23 protein-coding genes are annotated in these 25660 nt (G+C 62.6%); 9 read left to right on the top strand and 14 right to left on the bottom strand.

What is annotated here, in order from left to right; all coding sequences use genetic code 11:
• Positions 1–136: 136 nt before the first annotated feature.
• Positions 137–1015 (bottom strand): LysR family transcriptional regulator, encoded by an 879-nt coding sequence (locus AC0L18_RS09150; RefSeq protein ID WP_473491739.1) that lies wholly within the window; start codon positions 1013–1015, stop codon positions 137–139.
• A gap of 151 nt (positions 1016–1166) precedes the next feature.
• Between AC0L18_RS09150 and AC0L18_RS09145 the strand changes: the two genes are divergently transcribed.
• Positions 1167–1430, top strand: coding sequence for a DUF4242 domain-containing protein (locus AC0L18_RS09145; RefSeq protein WP_023799307.1), 264 nt, complete (start codon positions 1167–1169; stop codon positions 1428–1430).
• A 150-nt stretch (positions 1431–1580) separates the two neighbouring features.
• Positions 1581–2603: an oxygenase MpaB family protein gene (locus AC0L18_RS09140; protein WP_473491738.1), complete on the top strand. Its 1023-nt coding sequence runs from the start codon at positions 1581–1583 to the stop codon at positions 2601–2603.
• A 145-nt stretch (positions 2604–2748) separates the two neighbouring features.
• On the opposite strand, the gene AC0L18_RS09135 is transcribed toward AC0L18_RS09140, so the two are convergent.
• The 5 genes from AC0L18_RS09135 to thrC form a co-directional block, all read right to left on the bottom strand.
• Complete coding sequence (locus AC0L18_RS09135; protein ID WP_473491845.1) at positions 2749–3159, bottom strand: DoxX family protein; 411 nt, start codon at positions 3157–3159, stop codon at positions 2749–2751.
• 270 nt (positions 3160–3429) lie between these two features.
• Positions 3430–6318: an EAL domain-containing protein gene (locus AC0L18_RS09130; protein WP_027152376.1), complete on the bottom strand. Its 2889-nt coding sequence runs from the start codon at positions 6316–6318 to the stop codon at positions 3430–3432.
• Positions 6319–6320: 2 nt separating this feature from the next.
• Positions 6321–6917: a GNAT family N-acetyltransferase gene (locus AC0L18_RS09125; protein ID WP_473491737.1), complete on the bottom strand. Its 597-nt coding sequence runs from the start codon at positions 6915–6917 to the stop codon at positions 6321–6323.
• 15 nt (positions 6918–6932) lie between these two features.
• A complete protein-coding gene (locus AC0L18_RS09120) occupies positions 6933–8225 on the bottom strand; it encodes a M16 family metallopeptidase (RefSeq protein WP_287217482.1) in 1293 nt (430 codons plus the stop codon).
• 14 nt (positions 8226–8239) lie between these two features.
• Positions 8240–9637 carry a threonine synthase gene (gene thrC, locus AC0L18_RS09115; protein WP_473491735.1) on the bottom strand — a complete coding sequence of 466 codons (1398 nt, stop codon included), beginning with the start codon at positions 9635–9637 and terminating at the stop codon, positions 8240–8242.
• A gap of 127 nt (positions 9638–9764) precedes the next feature.
• Here thrC and AC0L18_RS09110 point away from each other — a divergent pair, with 127 nt between their 5' ends.
• Positions 9765–10439: a hypothetical protein gene (locus AC0L18_RS09110; RefSeq protein WP_287172147.1), complete on the top strand. Its 675-nt coding sequence runs from the start codon at positions 9765–9767 to the stop codon at positions 10437–10439.
• Positions 10440–10478: 39 nt separating this feature from the next.
• On the opposite strand, the gene AC0L18_RS09105 is transcribed toward AC0L18_RS09110, so the two are convergent.
• The gene (locus tag AC0L18_RS09105; RefSeq protein ID WP_473491733.1) at positions 10479–11168 is read right to left on the bottom strand and encodes an HAD family hydrolase; all 690 of its coding nucleotides are present in this window, start codon (positions 11166–11168) and stop codon (positions 10479–10481) included.
• A gap of 187 nt (positions 11169–11355) precedes the next feature.
• Between AC0L18_RS09105 and AC0L18_RS09100 the strand changes: the two genes are divergently transcribed.
• Entirely contained in the window at positions 11356–12489 is a 1134-nt protein-coding gene (locus tag AC0L18_RS09100) for a site-specific DNA-methyltransferase (protein WP_023799298.1), read from the top strand.
• Positions 12490–12727: 238 nt separating this feature from the next.
• On the opposite strand, the gene AC0L18_RS09095 is transcribed toward AC0L18_RS09100, so the two are convergent.
• The gene (locus AC0L18_RS09095) at positions 12728–12940 is read right to left on the bottom strand and encodes a type II toxin-antitoxin system VapB family antitoxin (protein WP_287217479.1); all 213 of its coding nucleotides are present in this window, start codon (positions 12938–12940) and stop codon (positions 12728–12730) included.
• A 182-nt stretch (positions 12941–13122) separates the two neighbouring features.
• Here AC0L18_RS09095 and AC0L18_RS09090 point away from each other — a divergent pair, with 182 nt between their 5' ends.
• On the top strand, positions 13123–13914 hold the full coding sequence (locus AC0L18_RS09090) for a transporter substrate-binding domain-containing protein (protein WP_473491732.1): 792 nt from the start codon (positions 13123–13125) through the stop codon (positions 13912–13914).
• Positions 13915–13987: 73 nt separating this feature from the next.
• Here the strand turns inward: AC0L18_RS09090 and AC0L18_RS09085 are convergent, their stop codons facing one another.
• On the bottom strand, positions 13988–14599 hold the full coding sequence (locus AC0L18_RS09085) for an HAD family hydrolase (RefSeq protein ID WP_473491731.1): 612 nt from the start codon (positions 14597–14599) through the stop codon (positions 13988–13990).
• A gap of 45 nt (positions 14600–14644) precedes the next feature.
• Complete coding sequence (gene mutY / locus AC0L18_RS09080) at positions 14645–15781, bottom strand: A/G-specific adenine glycosylase (protein ID WP_473491729.1); 1137 nt, start codon at positions 15779–15781, stop codon at positions 14645–14647.
• A 55-nt stretch (positions 15782–15836) separates the two neighbouring features.
• Here mutY and AC0L18_RS09075 point away from each other — a divergent pair, with 55 nt between their 5' ends.
• The 4 genes from AC0L18_RS09075 to AC0L18_RS09060 all read left to right on the top strand — a co-directional run bounded on the left by AC0L18_RS09075 (position 15837) and on the right by AC0L18_RS09060 (position 21925).
• The gene (locus AC0L18_RS09075) at positions 15837–16337 is read left to right on the top strand and encodes a DUF721 domain-containing protein (protein WP_023802726.1); all 501 of its coding nucleotides are present in this window, start codon (positions 15837–15839) and stop codon (positions 16335–16337) included.
• A gap of 130 nt (positions 16338–16467) precedes the next feature.
• The gene (locus tag AC0L18_RS09070) at positions 16468–17205 is read left to right on the top strand and encodes a DsbA family protein (RefSeq protein ID WP_473491727.1); all 738 of its coding nucleotides are present in this window, start codon (positions 16468–16470) and stop codon (positions 17203–17205) included.
• A 117-nt stretch (positions 17206–17322) separates the two neighbouring features.
• On the top strand, positions 17323–20781 hold the full coding sequence (gene smc, locus AC0L18_RS09065; RefSeq protein ID WP_473491725.1) for a chromosome segregation protein SMC: 3459 nt from the start codon (positions 17323–17325) through the stop codon (positions 20779–20781).
• A gap of 157 nt (positions 20782–20938) precedes the next feature.
• Positions 20939–21925, top strand: coding sequence for an NAD-dependent epimerase/dehydratase family protein (locus AC0L18_RS09060; protein ID WP_473491723.1), 987 nt, complete (start codon positions 20939–20941; stop codon positions 21923–21925).
• Between the two features lie 78 nt (positions 21926–22003).
• On the opposite strand, the gene AC0L18_RS09055 is transcribed toward AC0L18_RS09060, so the two are convergent.
• Genes AC0L18_RS09055 through AC0L18_RS09040 form a run of 4 tightly spaced genes read right to left on the bottom strand, consistent with a single transcriptional unit; the run spans position 22004 to position 25657 of the window.
• Positions 22004–22834, bottom strand: a complete 831-nt coding sequence (locus tag AC0L18_RS09055) for a BtpA/SgcQ family protein (RefSeq protein ID WP_473491721.1) — start codon at positions 22832–22834, stop codon at positions 22004–22006.
• Entirely contained in the window at positions 22831–23739 is a 909-nt protein-coding gene (locus AC0L18_RS09050) for a PfkB family carbohydrate kinase (protein WP_473491720.1), read from the bottom strand. Before AC0L18_RS09050 ends, AC0L18_RS09055 begins: the two co-directional genes overlap by 4 nt.
• A gap of 3 nt (positions 23740–23742) precedes the next feature.
• Entirely contained in the window at positions 23743–24513 is a 771-nt protein-coding gene (locus AC0L18_RS09045; RefSeq protein ID WP_473491718.1) for a glutamine amidotransferase, read from the bottom strand.
• 52 nt (positions 24514–24565) lie between these two features.
• Positions 24566–25657: a phosphotriesterase family protein gene (locus tag AC0L18_RS09040; protein ID WP_473491716.1), complete on the bottom strand. Its 1092-nt coding sequence runs from the start codon at positions 25655–25657 to the stop codon at positions 24566–24568.
• Between the last annotated feature and the right edge of the window lie 3 nt (positions 25658–25660).

Genomic DNA, 25660 nt, shown 5'->3' with positions numbered 1-25660 from the left:
ATCGACATGCTGAACAGGATTGATCCCAACCTCCTCGTTGGAGATCGTGTACGACGAGTGCCACGTGGGCCGAGCGGCCGAGAAGTTGAATCTGACGCATCTCAAATCAGCAAAGCTCACGCCTCAGCATAAACGCCTAGCCCGGCCAATCGAACGTCTGGGCAGCTCGGACCATTGCCGCAGTCGCCGGGCTATAGGGCCGGCCGGGAATGCTAGCCAGGGACACCGTGCGTGCCACCGCGGGTTCGATCAGCGGACGCTGCAAAAGTTCAGGCGATGTCACCGAATATTCAGGCATGAAGGCGAAGCCGATCCGCGCCAGCACCATTGATTGGATCCAATCCTCGCGCTCGGAACGAAAGCGGGCATAAAGGCTGACGTTTCTTTCCCGGCACGCACCCATTACCAGGTCCCGCATTTCGCAGGACAGACGATCGACATAGGGTTCTTGAGAGAGATCGACCAACTTGATTGCATTGAGGCTCGCAAGCCGATGATCCGGCGCGAATACGACGACGTAACGCTCACTGTAGAGATCATGGACGCGGAACGCCGCTCCCAATCCCTCCAGCGGATTGAGAACGGCAACATCGAGATCGCCTTGCTCGAGCCTGTTTTTCAGTTCCTGGACGCTCGCCTCGCTAACTTCAAGCTCGACGCCATGATAGTCGCGCTGGAACTTTGCGAGGAACCGGGCGAGTTTCCCATGGCCGATGGTCGACATGACGCCGAGGCGGATCGGCACCTGGTTGAGCAGCCTGAAATTGTCGGCAAGCGTTCTGGTTGCGTGCGCCTCCTGCATGATCTGCTGAAGATGCGGCAGAATGGAGCGCCCGAACTCACTCAGGAGGACGCGCTTTCCCTCGCGGTGGAACAAAGGCGCGCCAAGCTCATCCTCGAGCGTCTTGACCGCTTTGGTGAGCGCCGGTTGAGAGACATTGCAATCGGTGGCGGCCTTGGTGAAGTTCAGCATCTTCGCGGCGGCAAGCACGTAGCGGACCTGAAACATCTCCATGGCAAGCCCTCCCGAGGCGGTTCCACGAAACGACATTGTAATCCTTTCATCGATAACTGTCGGCTATCGATCGATAGAAAAAATGTCGTTCTCTTTCGCCCGCCGCTGCATTCAACTCCTGTGGTCACTGTTCACAAGAGGAGATCTGGAAATGACCGTCTACATGGTGGAACGCGACCTCAAGGGCATCAGCATGGAAGCTTTGGGAGATGCGCAGAAGGCGGCGATCAGCAAAGCCGCCGAGATGACCTCCAACGGCACCGACATCAGCTACCTGCGCTCGACCTTCGCACCGGAGGACGGGCGCTGCATGTGCCTGTTTGACGCTGCCTCCGATGTCGACGTGAAGCGTCTAAACGACGATGCGGGGCTGCCCTATCACAGAATCGTGCCGGCGCTCGATCTTACCCCATAGGGCCGGCGCGACCGGGCTCGTGATGGCTATCCGGGCCCGGTGTTCTTGCGGAGTTATGCAGCGCGTCAGTTTGAATCTTTGGAACGACGGAAGGGCCAAGTCGTTCGTGCTGCATCCGCCAGCCACACGCGTTGCCAGGAGAGTCGGAGCATGTTTGGCAATTCGGGCACCCTTCCTCTGCCTCGCCCGCTTGGGCGTCGTGTGGATAATCTTGCGCAGTCGTTCATGCGCCAGCGGCTCGGATCGCAGATGGACTTCTCGACCCCGCAGGGCGAGCCGGCGCTGTTGCCGCCCAACTCGGTGTCGTGGCGTATTTTCAAGAACCCGGTTGCGCTGTTCATCGGCGGGGTTACGGCGGTGCTGCTCGAATTGGCAGAGCCGCGGGTTCGCGACGCCATTTGGCAGCACAGCACATTCCGCTCCGACGCGCTCCGACGATTACGGCGCACGGGCCTCGCCGCCTTGGTCACGGTCTACGGTCCCCGGACCAAGGCCAAGGCCATGATTGAAGTTGTGGTCAGGATGCATGGGCGCGTTTCAGGCCGAACCAGCGAAGGTGAGCCATACGACGCCACCGACCCGAAGTTGCTGGACTGGGTGCAAGCGACGGCCGGGTTTGGTTTCATGGAGGCCTATCACGTCTATGTGCATCGACTGCATTTTTTCGAACGGGATGCGATGTCCGCCGAGGCTCGCCCCGTCGCGCTTCTCTATGGTGCGGTTGACGCGCCCACGTCGCAGGCCGAGCTTTACGCGCTGTTCGACGCGATGAGGCAAAGACTCGTCGCATCGCCGATCGTCCTGGAATTCCTGCAGATCATGGAAGACGTTCCCGTCTTGCCGGGAATGGCTCAACCGCTTCAGCGGCCATTTCTGAAGGCGGCTGTCGAAATCCTGCCCCGCTGGGTCCGCAAGCGGTTGGCACTCGGCGACAACTGGACGTTGAAGCCGTGGGAGCGTGCTTTTGTGAAGACGACGGCTGCAATCTGCGAGCGCATCGTGCTCCCTTCATCTCCGGCCGTCCAGTCGTGCCGTCGCCTCGGTCTTCCCGAGAACTATCTCTATCGCCGACAGAAGGCACCTAGACACGAGCAGCACGGTCGCGATCATGCGGGATTTGATGCCCGCATAAGGGAAAGCGACGGGTTAAAAGTGCGGCAATGGCCGCCCTAAGGGCGCGTATCTCGCGTCGGGGAATGTCCAGCAAAGGGCCCGAAAGCGACGATCAGCGGAGCCGGAACTTCCTATCATTTCGACCTGGCAGGCTGTCGGACATGCTCCGCTGGTAGCCGCCCAGCAAGTTCCCTCGCGATCCTGTTCAGGGCGTCGCGAGGCCGGTCCCGCGACGGGCCGCATCGACGCTCCACGCGCCGCCTCCCGCGAAAAAGAAGTACAGGAAAATGAAGCAGTAGAGGATCGACGAGTCGCCCTCGTTGACAACCGGAAAGAAGTTTTGCGGCGCATGCGCCATGAAATAGGCGACCGCCATGTTGCCGGACAGAATGAACGCGACGGGCCGGGTGAAGAGTCCGAGGGCAAGCAGCGCGCCTCCGATCAGCTCGATCAATGCCTGTATCACAATAAGCCCCGACAGTTGCATCGGCTCGGGAGCGGGCGGAAAATTGAAGAGCTTTTGAGTTCCGTGCTCCAGAAACAGCAGCGCCGACATGATCCTCACGACGCTTAACCACACTGGAGACCAGGCAGAAATCTTGTCGAAATTCATCAGCTGGGCCTCCATCATGACCCGGTGATTCCGGCCAGCAGGCTGAATATCAGCGGGTCAGCTCTTCGCACCGATTTCGCGAAGTCGGTATGATGCACAGCGCGAGCCGTAAACCAATACTCCCAGTTCACAGTCGCGTGACCGCCGGTCGTACTTTTGATGGAGTGCCGAGCCGCGGGAGCTGAGACCTTCGATGTGCTCCAGCGGGTGCCAATCGCCAGGCTCATGCCGCCCAAAAAGGGCAGCGGTTTTGGGACAACGACATGAATAAGATCAAGCCCGGGTCAGCGGATACTGTTCCTTCAGCGTCCTCAGCACCTGATCGCCGGGCATCGGCGCGCCGAACATGAAGCTCTGCACATATTCGCAGCCCATCTGGCGCAGTTCGAGCGCATCGCTTTCGTCCGAAATGCCCTCGGCCACGACCGAAAGGCCGAGTTCATGCGCCATGTTGACCATCGATTTGAGCAGCACCGCGCGCTTCGGTGTCGTGTCGTCGACAAAGCTCTTGTCGATCTTGATCGTGTCGAAGGGAAAGCGCGTCAGATAGGCCAGCGATGAGTAGCCGGTGCCGAAATCGTCCAGCGACAGGCCGATGCCAAGCTTCTTCAGCTTGTTCAGCACATGGGCTGTCTGCTCGGGATTGTCCATCACCAGCGATTCGGTGAGCTCGAGTCGGAAACAGCGCGGCTTCAGATTGGCCCGCGCGATCACCGAGCGAACGTCGCTGACCAGATCGCGGCGGATGAGCTGTCGGCTGGACAGGTTGACCGAAACCGACAGCGGCGCGTCGCCGATCTGCTTTTGCCATCCCGCCAGATCTTCGGCGGCCTGCTGCATGGCGAACAAGCCAAGTTGCACGATCAGGCCGCAGCTCTCGGCGACCGGGATGAAATCGCCTGGCGGGATCATGCCGCGACGCGGATGATCCCAGCGCAAAAGCGCCTCGAAGCCGGCAACACTGCCGTCTTCCAGCCGCACGATGGGCTGGTAGGCGAGTGTGAATTCGCGCCGTTCGATGGCGCGGCGCAGGTCGGACTCGAACTGCAGCCGGTCGGTGCCGACGGTCCGGAAGGCGGGTCGGAACGGTTCGATCCTGTCGCCGCCAAAACGCTTGGCCTGGTGCATGGCAAGCTCGGCGTCCTTGACCATGTCCTCGGCCGAACTCTGCGCCGAGGTCCAGGTGACCAGACCGATCGAGGCGGTCAGCACGATCTCGCGCTTGGCAAAGGTAATCGGATTGTTGATCGCATGCTTGATGGCGTCGGCAACGGCTGCGATGCGGGCCGGGTCCTGCTCGGAAAGCAGCATCAGCGCGAACTGGTCGCCAGCAAAGCGCGACAGCGAATCCTTCGGCTTGAGCAGCCGGTGCAGCCGGCGCGCAACAGTGAGCAGGATGGTATCTCCGGCCGAGATGCCGAGCCCGTCATTGACCTGCTTGAACCGGTCGATGTCGATGACGAAGACGGTGGGACGGACCTTCTCTTCGGTGCGCGCGATCGAGATGATCGCCTCCAGCCGGTTCATAAGCAATTCGCGGTTCGGCAGGCCGGTCAGATTGTCGTGCACGGCATCGTGCAACAGCCTCTCCTCGGACTTCTTCTGCTCCGTCACGTCGACCATGGTGCCGACGCAGCGGATGACCTCGCCGTCCGATCCGATCACCGGCCGGGCGCGCAGCGAAAACCAGTGATAGTGCCCGTCGGCGCCGCGCAGGCGGAAATTCTGCGACACCCGGCCGCGCCGGTGTTCGAGCACCACGTCGAGCGTCGTACGGAAGGTGTCGCGGTCGTCGGCATGGAGTACCGGCAGCCAGTTGCGGGCAGCGCCGCCCAGGCTGTCGGGCGCAAGACCCAGCTGGATGCTGACATCCGGCCTGGTGACGACGCGGTCGCGCATCACGTCCCAGTCCCACACCGTGTCGCCCGATCCGGCCACGGCCAGCGCCTGCCGTTCGAGATCGGAGAAAAGGCCCTGATGCAGCGCACCGCCGGCAAAGGCGTGCTGCATGACGGTGAAGCCGATGAGCAGGATGATGAGGATCAGCCCGCCGCCCAGTGCCGGCTGGGCGATGTCATTGTCGAGCATGCCGGTGATCGCCATCCACGACCCGCATAGCCACAACAGGACCATGACCCAACTGGGCACCAGCATGATGGCGCGGTCGTAGCCGCGTATGCCGAGGAAGATGATCAGGCCGAGGCCGGTCAGCGCGGTGGCGGCGAAGGACAGCCTGGCGATGCCGGCGGCGACCGCCGGGTCGACGATTGCAACGCCGGCGATCAGCAGCAGCCCCAGAATCCAGACCAGAGCGCCGTAGCTGAAATGGCCGTGCCATCGGTTAAGGTTGAGGTAGGCGAACAGGAACACCACGAAGGTCGCTGCAAGGGCCACCTCCGTTCCGGCCCGCCACATCTGCTCGTTGCCGGGCGATATTTCCAGGACCTTGTTGAGAAAGCCGAAATCGATGCAAATATAGGCGAGCACCGCCCAGGCGAGCGCTGCGGTTGCCGGGAACATCGAGGTCCCCTTGACGACGAAAAGGATGGTCAGGAACAGCGCCAGGAGGCCGGCGATGCCGATGACGATGCCGCGAAACAGCGTGTAGGAATTGACCGAATCCTTGTAGGATTCCGGCTCCCAAAGATAGACCTGCGGCAGTTTGGGCGACGCCAGTTCGGCAATGAAGGTGATCACCGTTCCGGGGTTCAGCGTCACCCGGAACACATCAGCGTCGGGGCTGCTCTGGCGGTCGAGCGCGAAGCCCTCGCTGGGCGTGATCGCGGCAATGCGCGTCGAGCCGAGATCCGGCCAGAAGATACCGGAATTCACCAGCCGGAAATGCGGTGCGACGATCAGCCTGTCGAGCTGCTGGTCGGTGGTGTTGGCAAGCGCGAACACCGCCCAGTCGCCGGTCGAGCGCGCATCATTGGCCTCGACCTCGATGCGCCGCACGATGCCGTCCGGTCCCGGAGCAGTCGACACCTGAAAATTCTCGCCCTGGTTGCGGTAGATTTCGACGGCGCCCGAAAGGTCGAGCGCCACATCGTCGCGGGCAATCTTGATCGGTTCGACGGCGAAGGCCGAAGACGCCGCGCAGAGCACGACGATTGCCGTCAGCACAAAGGCGAACAACGACCCGATTCGCAGGAAATTCGTCAAAATCAGTCCTTCGTTTCCGCGCCCGGCGGATCGTCCTCGATCCGGGCGTAGAGGTAGTGGTCCTGCCAGATGCCGTTGATCCTGAGATAGGATCGGAGAAGTCCTTCGCGCCGGAATCCGGCTTTTTCAAGCACGCGGATCGACCGGGCGTTGTCGGGAATACAGGCAGCTTCGATCCGGTGCAACCTCAGCGTATCGAAGGCGAAGCGCGTCACCACCTTGACCGCGTCGGTCATCAGGCCACGGCCGCTGTAGCGCTCGCCGATCCAGTAGCCGATATGGCCGCTTTGCGCGACGCCGTGGCGGATATTGCCGAGGGTGATTCCACCGACAAGCTTGGCGTTGCTTTTGTCGAAGATGAAGAAGGCTATGGCCGTTCCCTGCGCATAGTCTTCGCGATAGCGGCTGAGGCGATGCCGCCAGGCCGTGCGGTCGAGTTCGTCGGGGTTCCAGCGCGGCTCCCACGGCTCCAGGAAGGCGCGGCTTTCCCCGCGCAGCACCGACCATTCACGATAGTCGTCGGTCAGCGGCACGCGCAGCGTGACCCGGTCACCCTTCAGTGCCGGCAGGTCACGGCGAAAGAAAGGGAGCGCGAACATGACGCTTTGATGGACTTAGCCGGCGAGCTTTCGGGCCGTGGTCTGCGTGCCCGAAAGCGACTCGAGGACCGCCTCATAGGGAGCGAGCGTGCCCACCGGTCCGACGGCAGTCAGCGTCGGCTTGGTCGAAAACAGCCGTGACGAAAGGTCCGTCAACCGCTCGACCGTCAGCGCCGACAGCCGTTCCATCAGCTCTTCCTTGGCGATCGGCCGGCCGAACAGAAGCATTTGCCGGGCGATCTGCGAGGCGCGGCTGGCTGGGCTTTCGGCAGACATGATCAGGCCTGCACGGTACTGGGCGCGTGCCCGGTCGAGTTCCTCCTGCAGGATGGTCTCGCCGACCTTCTGCAACTCGCCGATGACGACCGGCACCAATTCGGCGATGTCGCTCTGCCCGGTCGCGGCATGGACGCCGAATATGCCGGTATCGGAAAAACCCCAGTGGAAGGCATAGACCGAATAGCACAGCCCGCGCTTTTCGCGGACCTCCTGGAAAAGACGCGACGACATGCCGCCGCCAAGGATCATCGACAGGACCTGCGAGGCGTAGAAGTCGCGTACATGATAGGCGCGGCCCTCGAACCCCAGCACGATCTGCGCGTCCATCAGGTCGCGGTCCTCGCGGAAATCGCCGCCGACATATTGCGCATATTGCGGCATGGTGTTGTCGGACTTGCTGCGGAAACCGCCGAGATGCTTCTCGACCTCGCGCACGAAGTTGTCGTGCTTGATGTCGCCGGCGGCAACGATCACCATGCGCTCGGCGCCATATTGCCGTTCGATGAATTTGTGCAATTGCTTCGAGGTGAAGGATTTGACGGTTTCCGGCGTGCCGAGGATGGAGCGGCCGATCGTCTGGTGGCGGAAGGCCGTCTCGGTGAAGTGGTCGAAGACGACATCGTCGGGCGTATCGTGTGCGGCGCCGATCTCCTGCAGGATCACATGCTGCTCGCGCTCCAGCTCTTGCGGGTCGAACTCGGATTCCTGCAGGATGTCGGACAGGATATCGACGGCCAGGGGCACGTCGTCGCTCAGCACCCTGGCATAATAGGAGGTGGTCTCGACACTGGTGGCGGCATTGATCTCGCCGCCGACATCCTCGATTTCGGAGGCGATCTCAAAGGCGCTGCGCCTTCTGGTTCCCTTGAACGCCATGTGTTCAAGCAGGTGGGCCATCCCGTGCTCTTCGCTACGCTCATTGCGGGCGCCTGATTTGATCCAGGCGCCAAGAGCGACGGATTCGAGGCTTGGAAGGGTTTCGGTGGCGACTGTCAGGCCGTTCGACAGACGGCTTACCTCAACACCCATATAGCTGATACTCCCTAATTTGCCGCCCGCGTGTGGTGGCTAACATAATCTTCCACCATTTTCAGGTCGGATGGAAGTACCGTGTATTTTTCCTCTGAAGTCATCAACCCGCCTAGCCATGCGGGCAGGGCAGGCGACACGCCGCTGGACGCTTCGACGGCGGCGAGGAACTTTGCCGGATGGGCGGTGCCCAGCACCACCATCGGCACGGCATTGGTGGCTTTTGCAACCGCAACGTGCATGGCCGCGGCCGTGTGCGGGTCGAGCAGATAGTTGCTGGCTGCGAGCGTCGAGCGGATCGTGGCTGCGACTTCGTCCATGGTCGAGCGGCCGGCGTCGAATTCGGAGCGGATCCTGGCGATCTCGCCCGCTTCGATGGTGAAGGCGCCGGACTGCTTTAGGCCGCTCATGTAGCGCCGCACGGTAGAGGCGTCGCGGCCGGCCGCCTCGAACAGCAAGCGCTCGAAATTCGAAGAGACCTGGATGTCCATCGACGGCGACGTGGTCGAAAAGACGCCTTTCGTGCGGTACTCGCCGCTCGACAGCGTGCGCGCCAGAATGTCGTTGTCGTTGGTTGCAATGATCAGCCGCTCGATCGGCAGCCCCATCTTCTTGGCGGCGTAGCCGGCGAAGATGTCGCCGAAATTGCCGGTCGGCACCGTGAACGAAATCGGCCGGTCGGGCGCCCCGAGCGACAGCGACGATGAGAAGTAGTAGACGATCTGGGCCATGATGCGGGCCCAGTTGATCGAATTGACGCCGGACAACGAGACCCGGTCGCGAAAACCGTGATCGTTGAACATGTCCTTCACCAGGCCCTGACAATCGTCGAAATTGCCTTCGACCGCCAGCGCATGGACATTTGCGGCGATGGACGTCGTCATCTGCCGCTGCTGCACCGGCGAGACCCGGCCGTGCGGGAAAAGAACGAAGATGTCGGTGCGGTTGCGCCCGGCGAAGGCATCGATGGCGGCCCCGCCGGTATCGCCGGAGGTGGCGCCGACAATGCTGGCGCGCTGGTCGCGTTCGGCAAGCACATGGTCCATCAGCCGGGCGAGAAGCTGCATGGCGACGTCCTTGAAGGCAAGCGTCGGGCCATGAAAGAGTTCCAGAACGAACATGTTCGAGCCGGTCTGCACCAGCGGGCAGACCGCCTCGTGACGGAACGTCGCATAGGCTTCGCGCACCAGGCGTTCGAACACCGGCATCGCGATCTCGCCGCCGAGAAACGGCGACAACACGCGGATCGCGAGGTCGGGATAGGCAAGGCCGCGCATCGCGCGGATCTCAGCTGCCGAAAACTGCGGCCAGGTTTCAGGGACATAAAGTCCGCCATCGCGCGCCAAACCAGCCAGCACAGCGTCGGAAAATCCAAGCACGGGCGCTTCCCCGCGGGTACTCACATAGCGCATCGTCATGTTCCATTGCTGCCGGGCGGTATTGTCCGCGGCAAAGTGGTTAATTTCCGTACTTGCTCAGTCGCATTTTTGCCGCGCGGTTGATATACGTCACCCGCTTTGCGAGAGGGAAGTGCAGTTCATGGCGTTTCATACATTTAACGGTCGTTTTGTCGCGGGTCTGGCGCTCGCCGGCTTTATGCTTACCGCCGCCGGCTGCCAATCAGGCGGCAGCAGCATGCTGGGCTTCGGAAAGAAGGACACGACACCGCCACCACCGCCGGACCCCAAGGTTCTCGCCAGCCAATTGCTGGCCTATTGTCCGAAAGTGACGCTGCGCGACGGCACCGCCTTCTTCAACACCTATGCCAAGGGCAGTCAAAAGCCCAAGAAAAAAGCCGCCACCCTGGATGCAGAAGCTGCCGCGCTTGACGCGAGCAGCGGCCAGCAGGATGGTTCCGCCAAGATCGTCTATCAGGCTTCGATCACCGATGTGACCCGCGACTGCATCCGCGCCAACGGCTCGCTGACGATGAAGATCGCCGTCGCCGGCAAGGTCGTTCCGGGACCGATGTTCAGCCCTGGCACCATCACCATGCCGATCCGTATCGCTGTGATGCATGGCAAGGAGGTCCTTTACTCGCAGCTTCACCAACATCAGGTCCAGGTTACCAATCCCTCGAGTGCCACCCAGTTCGTCTTCACCGATTCGAACGTTGTCGTTCCCGAGCCCACCGCGCGGGACTATCAGGTGTTCGCCGGCTATGACGAAGGCCCGCCGAAGAAGACCGACAAGAAGGTTGCCGCGGCCGAATAGCCGCGGCTTTGGATCTGCGCGTCCATTTGGACGCCTGCTTCACGCATCCGCCGACCACTCCGACAGGGCGGAGATCACGCTTTTCAGTTCCGCCCAGCGGCGGATGACCGTTTCGGCGCCGGCCTCGGTCAGCGAGTCGGCATGCCCGGGATAGCTGTGCGCCGCTCCGGTGAAGCCGATCACACGCATGCCGGCTGTCTTGGCGCCGGTCACGCCATGCACGGAATCCTCGATGACGAAGGTGTTCGCCGGATCGGCCTGGAGCGTTGCCGCGGCAAAGAGAAACACGTCGGGCGCCGGCTTGGATTTCCCGCTTGGTGTTTCCAGCGAGGAAAAAATCCGGCCGCTGAAAAACGGCAGCAGATGCACCTTCTCCAGCATGAATTCGATCCGCTCGGTGCGCGAATTCGAGCAGATGCAGCGCGGCGCCCTCACCGCGGCGACCGCCTCGTGCACCCCGTCGACGGCGCGCACGTCGCTGCGCAGGCGGCGGTCGACCAGGTCTTCGGCGCGATCGATCAGCGAGGCCTGGAATGGGACGCGGGATTTTTCCTCGACCCGCATCATGATGTCCTTGAAGGTCAGCCCGGCATAGGTTTCGGAAATCTCCTCGGCCGATATCTCGTAGCCGGCCGACGTCAACAGCTCGGCTTCGATGCGCGCGGCGATGATCTCGGAATCGACGAGCACGCCGTCGCAATCGAAGATGACAAGGTCTGGCTGGGGCATAGCGATCCGGAAAGCGGGAGGGAGGAGGCTGGGACGGTTCAGGCGGCGCGGCATACACCAACAGGCCGATCTTCGCAAATTACCCGGGGTCTGCACCCGATCCGGACCCTTGGGCCTTCACCGAATATTTACGCTGATCGGTAACCATAACAGGGAGTAAACAGTAACGCGTGCTTTGGGTGTAACAATGTCTGCCGTGCGTCTTCTCGACGAGCTTTCCCATGCTCCCCAGCAATCTGAATGGCTCGATACGATCCTGAAGGGCGATTGCGTCGCCGCGCTCGACCGGCTGCCCGAAAAATCCATCGACGTGATCTTTGCCGATCCGCCCTACAATCTGCAGCTCGACGGCGATCTGCACCGGCCCGACCAGTCCAAGGTCGATGCCGTCGACGACGACTGGGACCAGTTCGCAAGTTTTGAGGTCTACGACGCCTTCACCCGGGCCTGGCTGCTGGCGGCGCGCCGCGTGTTGAAGCCCAACGGCACCATCTGGGTCATTGGCTCCTACCACAACATTTTCAGGGTCGGCGCCAAGATGCAGGATCTGGGGTACTGGATCCTCAACGATGTCGTCTGGCGCAAGACCAATCCGATGCCGAATTTCCGCGGCCGCCGCTTCCAGAACGCCCATGAGACGATGATCTGGGCCTCGCGCGATCAGAAGGGGAAGGGTTACACCTTCAACTACGAAGCGCTGAAGGCGTCGAACGACGACATCCAGATGCGGTCCGACTGGCTGTTTCCGATCTGCACCGGCGCTGAGCGCCTCAAGAACGAAAATGGCGACAAGCTGCATCCGACGCAGAAGCCCGAAGCGCTGCTCGCCCGCATCATGATGGCCTCGACGAAGCCCGGTGATATCGTGCTCGATCCCTTTTTCGGCTCCGGCACCACCGGCGCCGTGGCCAAGCGCCTCGGCCGCCATTTCGTCGGCATCGAGCGCGAGCAGGCCTATATCGACGCCGCCAACGAGCGCATCGATGCAGTCCGGCCGCTGGACGGCGCTGCGCTTACCGTGCTTACCGGCAAGCGCGCCGAGCCGCGCGTCGCTTTCGTCAGCCTCATCGACACCGGGCTGATGCTGCCGGGCGCCACGCTCTACGACGCCAAGAAGCGCTGGGCGGCCAGGGTGCGCGCCGACGGCACTGTGGCGGTCGGCGGCAGCGCCGGATCGATCCACAAGATCGGCGCGGAAGTGCAGGGGCTGGATGCCTGCAACGGCTGGACCTTCTGGCACTATGAGCGCAGTGGCGGCCTGACCCCGATCGACGAGCTTCGCCGCATCGCCCGCCTCGGCATGGAGCGGGCAGGGGCCTGACGATAACCGCTACAGCGATCTCGTTGCACATCGTCTCCGGGGGGAAGCAGGACCGCGCTTGGCCTGTCCTTTCGCCGGGTTGCTCCTTGATGCCGCACACACACACCTGTGCTGAGAAGACCAGCGCTCGTCGGTTGGAATCTCACGATCATGCAAGTCGCAGACCACAGACCGAGGTAACGAACCATCGGGTCTGGCCGTATTGCGGAGATGACCGATTCACACGGGACTGTCGCGTTCATCGCTGCTGATCGGGCGAACGGCCTTCCCGCATGGCCTCAAGATCGCCATCCCAGCCGGCGCCGGCAAGGGCCGCGATAGCCGTATCCTGCCGGTGCTGGCGCACCAGAGCGCGCAGTGCCGCCTCAATCGTCGCTTTCTTGGTCTTGAGACCGGAGGCGGCCATGGCCTCCGCGATCAGTTTGTCGTCGAGTTCAATGTTGGTTCGCATGGCTGCGCTCGATGTGTATGAACTGGACTAAGATATATACATTCTGCTCCTGACCCACAAAGCCGTCACAAACGAAAGCCGCCCTCGGAGGGATCACGTGAGTGATTCCCCAGGAAGAGTTATTGACCTTTGCCCACCGTTTCTCGAATGCTCGATTCTCTTATCCAATGGAGACCAGATCCATGAAAGCTCTTGCCTCGCCGTTTGTCGCCGCCCTCGTCATGGGTTTGTTGGCCTCTCCGGCGATTGCCCAAAACACCGGCGCAGAAAACCAGCTTGATGCGGTTATCAAGAACGGCAAGCTGCGCGTCTGTACGACCGGCGACTACAAGCCCTTCACCTTTCATGACAAGCCCGCGAACAACTACCAGGGCATCGATATCGATCTCGCAAAATCTCTGGCAAGTTCACTAGGGGTCGAGGCGGACTTCGTGGCGACTACCTGGAAAAAATTGCTTGCCGATTTTACAACCGGCAAGTGCGACATCGCGATGGGCGGTGTTTCGGTGACCCTGGAACGCCAGAAGCAGGTGTTCTTCAGCGAGCCCTATCTCGTCAACGGCAAGGCACCGATTGCGCGCTGCGAGGACGAGGCGAAATTCCAATCGATTGCCGACATCAACAAGCCGGATGTGACTGTGATTGTTAATCCCGGCGGGACCAATGAGAAATTCGTGCGTGAAAAACTCAGTGACGCTAAAATTGAGATCTACCCGGACAACGTCACGATCTTCCGCCAAATCCTTGACGGCAAAGCCGATATCATGATCGCCGAATCGGTCGAAACCGAGTTGCAGGAGAAACTTCACCCCGGCCTTTGCGCGATCAACCCCGAGAAGCCGCTCCAATATGGCGAAATGGGTTATATGCTTCCTGAGGGTGCCGTTGTCTTCAAGGCCTATGTCGACCAATGGTTGCATCTTGCCAAGGCGACGGGTGAGTTCGATCGCATCTACGCCTCACACGTCAAGTAGCGCGCGAGACGGATCCAATGGCAGCGCCGTGGACCGCACGTCTCAGCGACTGCGGTCAGGCCCATCACAGTGATCACACTCTGACCCCCAGGCGATCGAGGTCCGCCTCGAGCGTCTTTGCGTCGGTGAACAGCACCGACTGCCAGCCGGCCGCCTTGGCGCCGGCGACATTCTTTTGGCTGTCGTCGATAAACAGCGTGGCCGCGGGCTCGAGGCCGAACGCGGCGACGTGATGGTCGTAAATGCCGCGATCCGGCTTGATCATGCCGATCTCGCCCGAAATGGTCACACCGCGCGGGCGGTTGAGAAAGTCGAAACGCTGCCGGGCTTCTGCAAGCGTGTCTGACGCAAAATTGGTCAGCATGGTGACGTCGTGGCCGCTCTCGATCAGCTTGTCCATGAGCTGGACGCTGTCGTCGTAAGCGTGCGGCACCATCTCGTGCCAGAGGCGGCGGAAGTTGCGGATGTTTTCGGCGTGGTCCGGGTGTTCGGCGATCAGCAACGCCTCGGCCTCTTCCCAGGTGCGGCCGCGGTCCTGCTCGATGTTCCAGTCATGCGTGCAGACATTGTCGAAAAACCACTTTCTCTCCTCGGCATCCGGAATGATACGGCTGAATGGCAGGTTCGGATCGTAGTGGATCAGCACTCTGCCGATGTCGAAAACGATGTGGCGGATTTCGGTCATTCTTGTCCTCGTTCAACGCAGTTCATATGGGGCGACGTGGGCGATTCAATGTGCGCGCTGCTTCTTCGTCGCGCCCGGTATCGCTGCTTCGATTACCTTTTTCATGACGGTGGGCAGTGCTTCGCCGGAAATTTCGTCGGCCAGCGACCAGAAATGACCCGCTGGGGCGGCGACATCGGCCATCGCTTTGAAGATTTCGAGTTCGAGCGCAAAATGGGTGAAGACATGGCCAATCTTCCCGGCTGGCCGCCAGTTGCCGGGGAAGGGCGCCGCCGCCGCTGTGGTGCCGCCGTCGATCCGCGCGGTCCAGCCGGTCGTCGGCACTTCGGTCATGCCGCCGAGCAGGCCCTTATCCCCACGTTTGCGCAAAAGGATGGCGCCATCGCCGCGTACGGCAACGAAAGCGGCCCCGCGCCGCAATGGTTTCTCGCCCTTCGGCAGGCGGACAGGGAAGCGTTCGGCATCGCCGGAAATAATGGCGCTGCAATCCTCACGCAGCGGGCAGAGCCCGCAGCGCGGCCGCCGCGGCGTGCAGATCGTCGCGCCGAGATCCATCATCGCCTGGGCGAAATCGCCCGGTCTGGTCGCTGGAACCATGCGCTCGACATAGGTGCGTATGTCGCTCTTGGCCTCGCTCAGCGGCGTGACGATCGAAAACAGCCGGGAAACCACCCGCTCGACATTGCCGTCGACGACCGCGGCGGGCTGGTCGAAGGCGATCGCGGCGATCGCCGCCGCCGTGTAGGCGCCGATGCCGGGCAGCTCTCTCAAGTCAGCTTGCGTATCCGGAAACCTGCCGCCTTGCCGCGCGACGAGGTCGGCGCAGGCCTTGAGATTGCGCGCGCGGGAATAATAGCCGAGTCCGGCCCAGGCCTTCATGACGTCTTCTGTCGGTGAAGCGGCCAACGCCTCGATATCGGGCCATTTCTCGACAAAGGCCCGGAAATAGGATTTTACGGCTTCGACCGTGGTCTGCTGCAGCATGACTTCGGAAAGCCAGACCCGGTAGGGATCGGGTCGTATGCCGCGTGCCAACTCGCGCGGCGCAATGCGCCACGGCAAGTCGCGGTGATGCCCGTCGTACCAAGCGAGCAGGCGGGACGCGATCTCGCCGCTGTCTCCGGATGCGGCTTTGCCGCTGTCGCAGGATGCGGTCTTGCGGGTCTGGTCGTGCAGTGCCATTGATCGAGGACTGGCCTAACCGATGTATGGTGAAGGTCGTGACTGGAGAACGCACATGGCAGGGAAAAGGCCCTTCGGCAATCCCGTTCCGGTGAGTGATCTCGCAACCCAGATCCTCGATCCGGTGCTGCGCAAGCGAGCCGGCATGTCGATCGGGCTCGTCCAGTCATGGGAGGAGATTGCCGGGCCGCGGCTTGCCAGCCGTTCGCGCCCTGAAAAGATCCAGTGGCCGCGCCGAATGCATGAAGATGATCCGTTCGAGCCGGCGGTGCTGGTCATCGCCTGCGAAGGCATGGCGGCGCTCCATCTGCAGCACGAGACCGGCGAGATCATCAACCGGGTCAACGCTTTCCTCGGCTTCAACGCTATCGGCCGGATCAGAATCGTGCAAAAGCCGGTCACGGTTGACAAAGGCCGGCTTAAACCAAGCATCCGGCCGCTGACCGCGGCCGAGAAGGTGAAGCTGTCGGGCACTGTCGGAATGATCGAGGATGATGGGCTGCGCGCCTCGCTGGAGCGGCTCGGCGCCACCATTCTCGGTCAAAAGAAAACATAATCTCGCGCTTTCGTGATCGCGTAGCCAGGATTTGGCGATTGGAATGGGGACGGCGATGCCTTAATTCGCGCCAACTCTCGCCTTTTCTAGCCTTTGCATTGCAAAATCCAACCATTGTCAGGTGATTCGTATGCCCCGTCTTTTGTCCCGCAGAAACCTCCTGTCGTCACTGGCCGCCATTCCGGCGGTGGCTCTGCTCGCCGCCTGCAGCGACTCGGGCGAGAAAGCCGTGGCGGAGGATGTGAAGCCTGCGGCCCCCGCCGATGCGATGAAGCCGGCCGATCCGGCGAAGCCGGCCGCGGCCAAGGCGCCTGAGGCCCAGGGCACGGTGGACATGGCTGCCTTGCTGAAGCCCGGCGCACTGCCCGACATGCAGCTCGGCAAGGACGACGCGAAGGTCGCCATCGTCGAATATGCCTCGATGACCTGCCCGCACTGCGCGCATTTCCATGAAACCACCCTCCCGGCGCTGAAGACGAAATACATCGATACCGGCAAGGCCCGCCTTATCCTGCGCGAGTTCCCCTTCGATCCCAGCGCCGAGGCCGGTTTCATGCTGGCGCGCTGCTCCAAGGACAATTATTTCCCAATGGTGGACGTTCTGTTCAAGCAGCAGGCGAACTGGGCAGGTGTCGCCAATACCAAGGACGCCCTGCTGCAAATCTCCAAGATGGCCGGTTTTACACAGGAGTCGTTCGAGGCCTGCTTGACGGACCAGAAACTTCTGGACGATGTGAGGTCGGTCCAGAAGCGCGGCGCCGATGAATTCAAGGTCGACTCGACGCCGACCTTCTTTATCAACGGGAAAACCTACAAGGGGGCGCTGTCGATTGAGGAAATCTCGGCCATTATCGACCCTCTGCTTTGACGTTTCGGCAGCGCCGAAGCGGCTGCGCTTCGGCGTGCGCAACTTTTTGTTGCGCCGCGAGTTCTTGTCGCCAAACCGCGGAACACTTTTGCAGAACCCGCTTTTGGGGCGGCGCGAATGAAATTCTCGCGCCTTCGCCTGCTCGGTTTCAAGTCGTTCGTCGAACCCGGTGAGTTCGTCATCGAACGCGGCCTGACTGGCATCGTCGGCCCCAACGGCTGCGGCAAGTCGAACCTTGTCGAGGCGCTGCGCTGGGTGATGGGCGAAAGCTCGTACAAGAACATGCGCGCGTCCGGCATGGACGACGTCATCTTTTCCGGTTCCGGAACGCGTCCGGCCCGCAACACCGCCGAAGTCACGCTTTTCCTCGACAACAGCGACCGTAGCGCGCCCTCGGCCTTCAACGACGCGGACGAGTTGCAGGTTTCGCGTCGCATCGAGCGCGAGGCGGGTTCGCTCTACCGCATCAACGGCAAGGAAGCCCGCGCCAAGGACGTGCAGCTGCTTTTCGCCGACCAGTCGACCGGCGCCCGTTCGCCCTCGATGGTCGGGCAGGGCCGCATCGGCGAGCTGATCCAGGCCAAGCCGCAGGCGCGTCGCGCGCTGCTGGAAGAGGCGGCTGGCATTTCGGGTCTGCACACACGTCGCCACGAGGCGGAACTGCGTCTGAAAGCGGCCGAACAGAATCTGGAACGGCTGGACGATGTCGTCGGCGAGCTGGAAAGCCAGATCGAAAGCCTGAAGCGCCAGGCTCGCCAGGCCTCGCGCTTCAAGAACCTGTCGGCCGATATCCGCAAGGCTGAAGCGACGCTGCTGCATCTGCGCTGGACGCTGGCCAAGACGCAGGAAGGCGAGGCGCGCTCGGCGCTGGCGATCGCCACGGCACTGGTCGGCGACCGCGCCGCCGCCCAGATGGCTGCCGCCAGAGAGCAAGGGATCGGCGCCCATCGGTTGCCGGACCTGCGCGACGCCGAAGCCGCCGCCGCTGCCGCCTTCCAGCGCCTGTCGATCGCCAAGACGCAGATCGAGGAAGAAGCGGGCCGCATCCGCGCCCGCCAACTGGAGCTCGACCGCCGGCTCCAGCAGCTCGACGGCGACATCGTCCGCGAGGAGCGGATGGTCCGCGACAATGCGGATATTCTTGAGCGTCTCGCCGCCGAAGAAACTGCGCTCAACACCGAGAACGCCGGCGCCGCCGATCGCGAGGCCAGCACCCGCGCGGCGGTCGAACAGGCTGCGTCGACGCTTGCCGCCAGTGAAGCCAAACTCGCCGGGCTGACCGCCGAACGGGCGGAGGCCGCCGCTTCCCGCAACCAGATCGAACGAACGCTGCGCGACACCGCGGAGCGCCGCGACCGTTTCGCCCGCCAGCTCGCCGATGTCGACCGGGAATTGTCCGATATCGCCTCCAGGGTCGCCGGCCTGGCCGATCCCGCCGAGAAGCAACTTCTGGTTGAACAGGCGCTGGCGCTGCTCGAGGAAACCGAAGCCGCGGCGATTGCCGCCGAACAGGCTGTCGCCGACGCGCGCGCGGCGGAGAGCGCCGCCCGCCCGCCGGTTCAGGATGCAAAGGCCGAGCTGGCGCGAATCGAAACCGAGGCCCGCACGCTGGCAAAAATCCTGAATGCCGCGAGCGGCGACCTCTTCCCGTCCGTGCTGGAGCAGATCAGCGTCGAGCGCGGCTACGAGACGGCGCTGGGCGCCGCCCTTGGCGAAGATCTCGACGTGCCTCTCGACCGCAGCGCGCCGGTGCATTGGGGCCAAAGCGAGGTTCAGCCCGGCGACGCCGCTCTTCCCGAAGGCATCAAGAACCTTGCCAGCGTCGTCCGCGCGCCGGCGCAACTCGCCCGCCGGTTGGCGCAGATCGGCATCGTCGAGGCCGGCGACGGAAAGCGGTTGCAGGCGCAGCTTGCTCCCGGGCAGCGGCTGGTCAGCCGCGAAGGGGCGCTCTGGCGCTGGGATGGGCTCACCGCCAGCGCCGATGCGCCGACCGCCGCCGCGCAGCGGCTGGCGCAGAAGAACCGGCTGGCCGAACTCGATGCCGAGGCGGTCCACGCGACGCGCATCCTGCGCCAGGCCGAAGAAGCTCTTGCCCATGCCGAGCAGGCGCTTGCCCAGGCGAGCGAGGCCGAGCGCAACGCCCGTCAAGCCGGGCGTGATGCCCAGCATGGGCTGGACGCCGCCCGCAACGCGCTGGCCGAGGCCGAGAAGGCCGGCGGTGAGCTGTCGAGCCGGCGCGCCGCGCTTGACGAGGCGCGCGCGCGCATCGTCGACAGCCATGAAGAGACGGCGGCGGCTTTTGTCGAGGCCGAGATGCTGCTGCAAAGCGCTCCCGATCTCGGTGATCTGCAGTTGCAACTCGATCAGTCGGCCGCCAACGTCGCTCGCGACCGCGCCACCCTTGCCGATGCCCGCGCCGTCCATGAGGGATTGAGGCGGGAAGCCGAAGCGCGCACGCGCCGCCTCGACGCCATCGGCGCGGAACGCCGCAACTGGCTGGAGCGCGCCGAAAATGCCTCGACACAGATCGCCGCACTCGGCGAACGCAAGGCCGAGGCCGAAGCCGAACGCGAAAGGCTGGCCGACGCACCCGACGAGATCGACGCCAAGCGGCGCGCCTTGCTGTCGCAGCTTGCCGAGGCCGAAAGCCTGCGCCAGGCTGCCGGCGACCGGTTGCAGGAAGCGGAAAACAAGCAGTCCGAACTGGACAAGGCCGCGACATCAGCGATCCAGTCGCTGGCCGAGGCGCGCGAAACCCGCGTCCGCGCCGAAGAGCGGCTGACCGCTGCCGATGAAAGACGGCTCGAGGTCGAGGCGCGCATCCAGGAAACACTGAACACGCCGCCGCATCTGGTCATCCGTCACACCGGCCTGGAGGCCGACAGCCCGATGCCGGAGATGACTGAGATCGAGCGTCAGCTCGACCGGCTGAAGGTCGAGCGCGAGCGGCTCGGCGCCGTCAATCTGCGCGCCGAGGAAGAAACGAAGGAACTGTCCGACCGGCTGGAGACCATCGTTTCCGAACGTGAGGACATCATCGAGGCTATCCGCAAGCTGCGGCAGGCGATTCAGAGCCTGAACCGCGAAGGCCGCGAACGCCTGCTGGCTGCCTTCGACGTGGTCAATGGCCATTTCCAGCGGCTGTTTTCGCATCTGTTCGGCGGCGGCACGGCGGAACTGCAACTGATCGAGTCCGACGATCCGCTCGAGGCCGGTCTCGAAATCCTTGCGCGGCCACCTGGCAAGAAACCACAGACGATGACGCTGCTTTCCGGCGGCGAACAGGCGTTGACGGCGATGTCGCTGATTTTTGCCGTGTTCCTGACCAATCCCGCGCCGATCTGCGTGCTCGACGAGGTCGATGCACCGCTCGACGATCACAATGTCGAGCGTTTCTGCAATCTGATGGACGAAATGGCGGCCACCACCGAGACGCGCTTCGTCATCATCACGCACAACCCGATCACCATGGCCCGCATGAACCGGCTGTTCGGGGTCACCATGGCCGAGCAAGGCGTCAGCCAGCTGGTGTCGGTCGACCTGCAGGCGGCCGAGGCCCTGCGCGAGGCGAGCTGACGCGTCGACCGCACAGCTTGTCGGTAGCGCCTATTGGCTATAGCACTGACTGAGACGGTTGTTTCATTCGGATGTAGCGTTTTGACATTGCGCATGATCCTTTCCGCAATCGATCTCGATTCTGCGATCATGTGCCAGCATATGCATGGAGAACCTTGTGCCTGTACTTGTCACCGGAGCCGCGGGATTCATCGGCAGCCATGTTTGCCATCATCTCCTGAGCAGGGGGGAAGCGGTCGTCGGCGTCGACAATATGAACGACTATTACGACCTGGCGCTCAAAAAGGGGCGCCTCGCCCGCTTGCAGCCTCACAAGGATTTTTCATTCCATCAGATCGATATCGCCGAACAGGGCGCTCTTGCCGACGCTTTGGCCGGGCAAGGCATAGTCAGGATCGTCCACCTCGCCGCTCAGGCCGGTGTGCGCCATTCACTCGACAATCCGAGGCTCTATGTCCGTTCCAATGTCGTCGGCCATCTCGAAGTGCTCGAATTCTGTCGCGCGCAGCCCGCATTCGAGCATCTGGTCTATGCCTCTTCGAGCTCGGTCTATGGCGGCAACCGCAAGGTGCCGTTCAGCGAGGCCGATCAGGTCGACAGGCCCGTCTCGCTCTACGCTGCCACCAAGAAGTCTGATGAATTGATGAGCCATACCTACGCCCATCTCTTCGGGGTGCCGCAGACCGGCTTGCGATTTTTCACCGTCTACGGTCCTTGGGGCCGGCCCGACATGGCCTATTGGATCTTCACCAAGGCGATGCTCGAAGGCAAGCCGATCCGGGTGTTCAACAATGGCGAGATGTGGCGGGATTTCACTTATGTCGACGACGTGGTGAGAGCTGTCGTTGCCGTGCTCGACAAGCCGCCATCGGCTGAAGTTCCGCCGAGCAGGCTTTACAATGTCGGCAACAACCGGCCGGTGCGGCTAGGCGATTTCATTGACACTCTGGAAAAACTGCTCGGTGTAAAAGCGATCCGCCACAGCGAGCCGATGCAAAGCAGCGATGTCGAGCGGACCTATGCCGACATGACGGCACTGGAGCGCGATTTCGGCTTCAAGCCGAGCGTTGCGACAGAAGACGGGCTGAAGAAATTCGTCGACTGGTACCGGTCCGAATGGGCTAAGAGACCGCCGACAACGTGACTGCGGCCTGCGGGTCGTCGCCTGCGGTTCTCCGCGTTTGCGGCCCAAGGCCGCAGCTTCGCTCCAGTCGCCGCTCGATCATCGCCTCAGCCCGCTCATGAACGTTTTTACTCGGGCAGGGTCGACCTGGTTCCACCAGACGCCGTCATGCTTCAGCGCGCTGGCGATGATGACGCCGTCGACGATGGCAAGGATATCGTTGGCATTGTCGGGCGTCACGCCGCTGCCGACCAGCGTCGGCAGGCCGGCGGCCTCTTTGATCATGCTGATATAGCTCAGATCCGCAGCGTGCCCGGTGCGTTGACCGGTCGCAATGATGGCGTCGGCGTCGAAGAAGACCAGATCCTTGACCAGTTCGTCCAGCGGGCGGTCGGCAACGATCGCGTGCGCGCCGTGCTTGACATGAGCATCGGCGAAAACGCGGATGCCGTTGGCGCGCAGCCTGGCGCGATAGCGGGCCGCGCGACCCGACTCCCCCTCGACAAAACCCTCATTGGCGACATAGGCATTCGCCCATTGATTGACGCGGATAAAGCCGGCGCCGGAGGCGCTGGCGATCGCAAGGGCAGGGATCGCGGCGTTAGCGAGCACATTGATGCCGACCGGCTTGCCGAACTCGCGGCGGATACGGTCGGAAATAACAGCCATATAGGCCGCTGTCTCCGGTCCGATATCGTCAGGTTTGGCAAACGGGATGTCGCCATGATTCTCGACGATCACGCCGTCGCATCCGCCATCGAGATAGGATCTCGCATCGTCCAGACCGCGCTGATAGATCGCCTCGACCGCCTCGCCGTCAAAGCGCGGCGCGCCGGGAAGCGGCGCAAGATGAACGACGCCGATCACCACCTTGGTGCGGCCGAAAAGTTCTACGAGCGCGTCGCCGCCTGATTGACCGAGCTGGGTCATGAGAACTCCGTTTGATCGATGAGCGCCGCCATTTCAGACGCGGAAGGACAGGATATCAGTGTGCCGAGCCGTGTCACCGCAATTGCCGCGGCCGCGAGCGCGAACTTCAGCGCTGGGGCAACCGACATGCCCTTGGCAAACCCGCCGGCCAGACAGCCGCAAAACACATCGCCGGCGCCGCTGGTATCGAGCGCCTCGACCTGTGGTGCCGGCAAACGAAACGATCCTCCCCGGTCCGGGCCAAGGGCGAGACAGCCTTCCGCACCAAGGGTGATCACGACTGTCCCGGCGCCTTTGGCCGCCAGCGCGTCGGCGGCGGCTGACATGTCATCCTGGCCGGTCAGCGCTTTCGCCTCGGATTGATTCACCACCAACAGCTGCGCCAGGCCGAAATCAGGCAGAGCCGCCGCATCGATAGGGCTGGCATTCAGGACGGTGCGCGCGCCATTTTCCTGTGCTGCCCGCAGGCAGGCGTCTATCGCGGCGCCTCGCAAATTTCCTTGGCAGACAACGATGTCGCCAGAAGCGATCCGGCGCGCAAGTGCGGTCTGCGCGATCGGATCGAACGCCTCGCTGCAGGCGACGCCGCTGACGATGAAGTTCTCGCCGCCGGCCTCAATGACGATGGTCGAGCGGTCGCTTGGCAGGTCGAATTCAATCGCCTCGAGGTCAGACAACTCGCTGTCGAGGCGGCTCCTGATCCATGCGCCTGCGCGGTCCTTGCCGAGCGCCGTCCAGAACGTTACCGCAGCACCCGTGCGCGCGGCCGCAACAGCCTGGTTTGCTCCCTTGCCGCCGAGGCCGTCGGCGTAGTTGCTGGCGTTCAAAGTCTCGCCGGCGGCAGGGAAGCGGCCGACGCGAAAAATCGTGTCGACGCAGGCATTGCCGACGACATGGACATGCATAGCTCAGCTCTCACCGGTCGCCCAGCTCAGCATCTGCTCGAACAGGGTTTTGTAGCCTTTCCAGGCGATGAACTCCGGTGGCAGCCAATGCGGCCCGACATCGGATGTCCAGGCCACAGTGCGGCCCTTGCCGTAGTGGCCGGTGACGAGCAGCGGCAGCGAGCCATAATCCGACGACACGGTTGCCAGCACTTCCGCCCCGTCTTTCGGCGTCACTTCGTTGAAGCCGAGCAGGATTGGCCAATCCGAACCGAGACCCCTGAGGATCGGATGGTCCGAGGAGCCTTTCAGGACAGGCGAAAACCCTTCCGGCACCTCGACACGGTCGTCGAACGCGAGGCAGCTCACCGGCAGCACCTCTTCGACCGGCGTCTTGCGATAGCGCGCGCCGCCATTGATGCCCTGAAAGCTGTAGTAGCCGCCGAACATCAAAAGCCCGCCACCGTCGCGCACATAATCGCGCAGCAGCCGCAGGCGGTTCGGCGTCGGCTTGGAGTGAACCCAGGTGTCGGGATGCAGAAGCAGCGTGTTGGCGCCGATGTCGGAGAGCACCACCGCGTCATAGGCCAAAAGCGCCTCCATTGTTTGCGGAAAGCTGCGCTGCGCCTCATGTGCCGGCATGAAGGTCACGTCGAAGTCGGTCGCCTTCAGCGCCGTCAGCAATTCGTCGGCGCCGGTGTGGTAGGTGACCGTGGGAAACTGGTCGAAGCCCTTGATATGGGTCGCGGTCGACACCCAGGATTCACCGGCAAGCAGGATTTTTTTCTTGGACATTTGAACTCCGTCGTAAGTCTCAGCCGCAAAAGTCTCAGCCGCGAGCCTGGGCTTAATTCTGCCGCGAGAACACGGCTTTCGGATTGGCGATCAGCATGCGGTCGATGGCTGGCTGCTCGACGCCATGCCGTTTCAGGCGCGGTATGAAATGCTTGAGGATGTAGCCGTAGCCGAAACCGCCGAAGCGGGTCAGCATGATCTTGAGGAACACATCCTGCGACAAGAGCAGGCGGTCGCCGAAGCCGGCCTCGACAAGTGCCGCGATTGCTCGCGCGTTCTCTTCGTCGGAGGGCGATTGCGCGTCCTGATCGGCATAATAATAGTCCATGCCGATCATGTCGTATTCCAGGAACGCGCCGCGCCGGGCGAGGCTTGTCTGGTAGTCGAGATCATTGTGGCTGGGGTTCATGTGACAGAGCACAGTGTGGCGAAGATCGGCGCCCTCTTCCTCCACCACATCGAGCACCTCATGCGCCAGCCGCTCCCAGCCGGGCAAATGGATCGACAGCGGCACGCCGGTGATGCGCGAGGCCCGCGCCGAAGCTCGCAGCGACTTTCGTTCCTCTGACGTAAAATCCTTGCTGACGCCAATCTCGCCGATCAGGCCGGCCAGGATCGGCGGCTGCGTCTCGCCGCCGCCGACGTCGTTGACGATGAACTCGGTCACTGCGTCGACATCCATCGCTTTCAGCCATTCGGGATGGGTGTGTTCCAGATAAAAGCCGGTGCCCATGACGATCTTCAGGCCGGACATGCGGCTGATGCGGGCGAGCTTTTCCGGCTCGCGGCCGATGCCGATATTGGTCGCGTCGACGACGGTATGGCCGCCCAGCGCGCGATAGCGTTGCAGCTCAGACAGCGCCAGGTCACTGTCGTCGAGCGAAACATTGTCGCGGTTGACGTAAGGGTTCATGCGCAATTCGCCGATGATCCCGATGTTCACCGGCTGCTCGGCGAGCGCCATGTCGTCGGGATGACAGGGACATTTCCAGCTGCGCGCGCCGTCGAGCAAGATGTGCTCGTGCATCAGCGTAATGCCCATTTCTTCGACCGGAACCGGGCCGAGCACGGTCATCACATGGCCGGTTTCGACTCCGATCGCCAGCCGCTGCGTGGGAGCCGCGTCATCGAAGAGATCACTCATGGA

The organism is Mesorhizobium sp. WSM4819, assembly GCF_055811215.1.
Note: the sequence above shows the minus strand (reverse complement) of the source record. Positions and strands in the feature narration are given on the sequence as shown.

Excerpts from the sequence above, each read along its gene's own strand:
- AC0L18_RS09045 (WP_473491718.1), bottom strand. The coding sequence starts at position 24,513 with ATGTCCAAGAAAAAAATCCTGCTTGCCGGTGAATCCTGGGTGTCGACC.
- AC0L18_RS09075 (WP_023802726.1), top strand. The coding sequence starts at position 15,837 with ATGGCAGGGAAAAGGCCCTTCGGCAATCCCGTTCCGGTGAGTGATCTC.
- AC0L18_RS09140 (WP_473491738.1), top strand. The coding sequence starts at position 1,581 with ATGTTTGGCAATTCGGGCACCCTTCCTCTGCCTCGCCCGCTTGGGCGT.
- thrC (WP_473491735.1), bottom strand. The coding sequence starts at position 9,637 with ATGCGCTATGTGAGTACCCGCGGGGAAGCGCCCGTGCTTGGATTTTCC.
- AC0L18_RS09100 (WP_023799298.1), top strand. The coding sequence starts at position 11,356 with ATGTCTGCCGTGCGTCTTCTCGACGAGCTTTCCCATGCTCCCCAGCAA.
- AC0L18_RS09050 (WP_473491720.1), bottom strand. The coding sequence starts at position 23,739 with ATGCATGTCCATGTCGTCGGCAATGCCTGCGTCGACACGATTTTTCGC.
- smc (WP_473491725.1), top strand. The coding sequence starts at position 17,323 with ATGAAATTCTCGCGCCTTCGCCTGCTCGGTTTCAAGTCGTTCGTCGAA.
- AC0L18_RS09090 (WP_473491732.1), top strand. The coding sequence starts at position 13,123 with ATGAAAGCTCTTGCCTCGCCGTTTGTCGCCGCCCTCGTCATGGGTTTG.
- AC0L18_RS09055 (WP_473491721.1), bottom strand. The coding sequence starts at position 22,834 with ATGACCCAGCTCGGTCAATCAGGCGGCGACGCGCTCGTAGAACTTTTC.
- AC0L18_RS09105 (WP_473491733.1), bottom strand. The coding sequence starts at position 11,168 with ATGCCCCAGCCAGACCTTGTCATCTTCGATTGCGACGGCGTGCTCGTC.
- AC0L18_RS09085 (WP_473491731.1), bottom strand. The coding sequence starts at position 14,599 with ATGACCGAAATCCGCCACATCGTTTTCGACATCGGCAGAGTGCTGATC.
- AC0L18_RS09145 (WP_023799307.1), top strand. The coding sequence starts at position 1,167 with ATGACCGTCTACATGGTGGAACGCGACCTCAAGGGCATCAGCATGGAA.
- mutY (WP_473491729.1), bottom strand. The coding sequence starts at position 15,781 with ATGGCACTGCACGACCAGACCCGCAAGACCGCATCCTGCGACAGCGGC.
- AC0L18_RS09095 (WP_287217479.1), bottom strand. The coding sequence starts at position 12,940 with ATGCGAACCAACATTGAACTCGACGACAAACTGATCGCGGAGGCCATG.
- AC0L18_RS09120 (WP_287217482.1), bottom strand. The coding sequence starts at position 8,225 with ATGGGTGTTGAGGTAAGCCGTCTGTCGAACGGCCTGACAGTCGCCACC.
- AC0L18_RS09125 (WP_473491737.1), bottom strand. The coding sequence starts at position 6,917 with ATGTTCGCGCTCCCTTTCTTTCGCCGTGACCTGCCGGCACTGAAGGGT.
- AC0L18_RS09040 (WP_473491716.1), bottom strand. The coding sequence starts at position 25,657 with ATGAGTGATCTCTTCGATGACGCGGCTCCCACGCAGCGGCTGGCGATC.
- AC0L18_RS09070 (WP_473491727.1), top strand. The coding sequence starts at position 16,468 with ATGCCCCGTCTTTTGTCCCGCAGAAACCTCCTGTCGTCACTGGCCGCC.
- AC0L18_RS09110 (WP_287172147.1), top strand. The coding sequence starts at position 9,765 with ATGGCGTTTCATACATTTAACGGTCGTTTTGTCGCGGGTCTGGCGCTC.
- AC0L18_RS09150 (WP_473491739.1), bottom strand. The coding sequence starts at position 1,015 with ATGGAGATGTTTCAGGTCCGCTACGTGCTTGCCGCCGCGAAGATGCTG.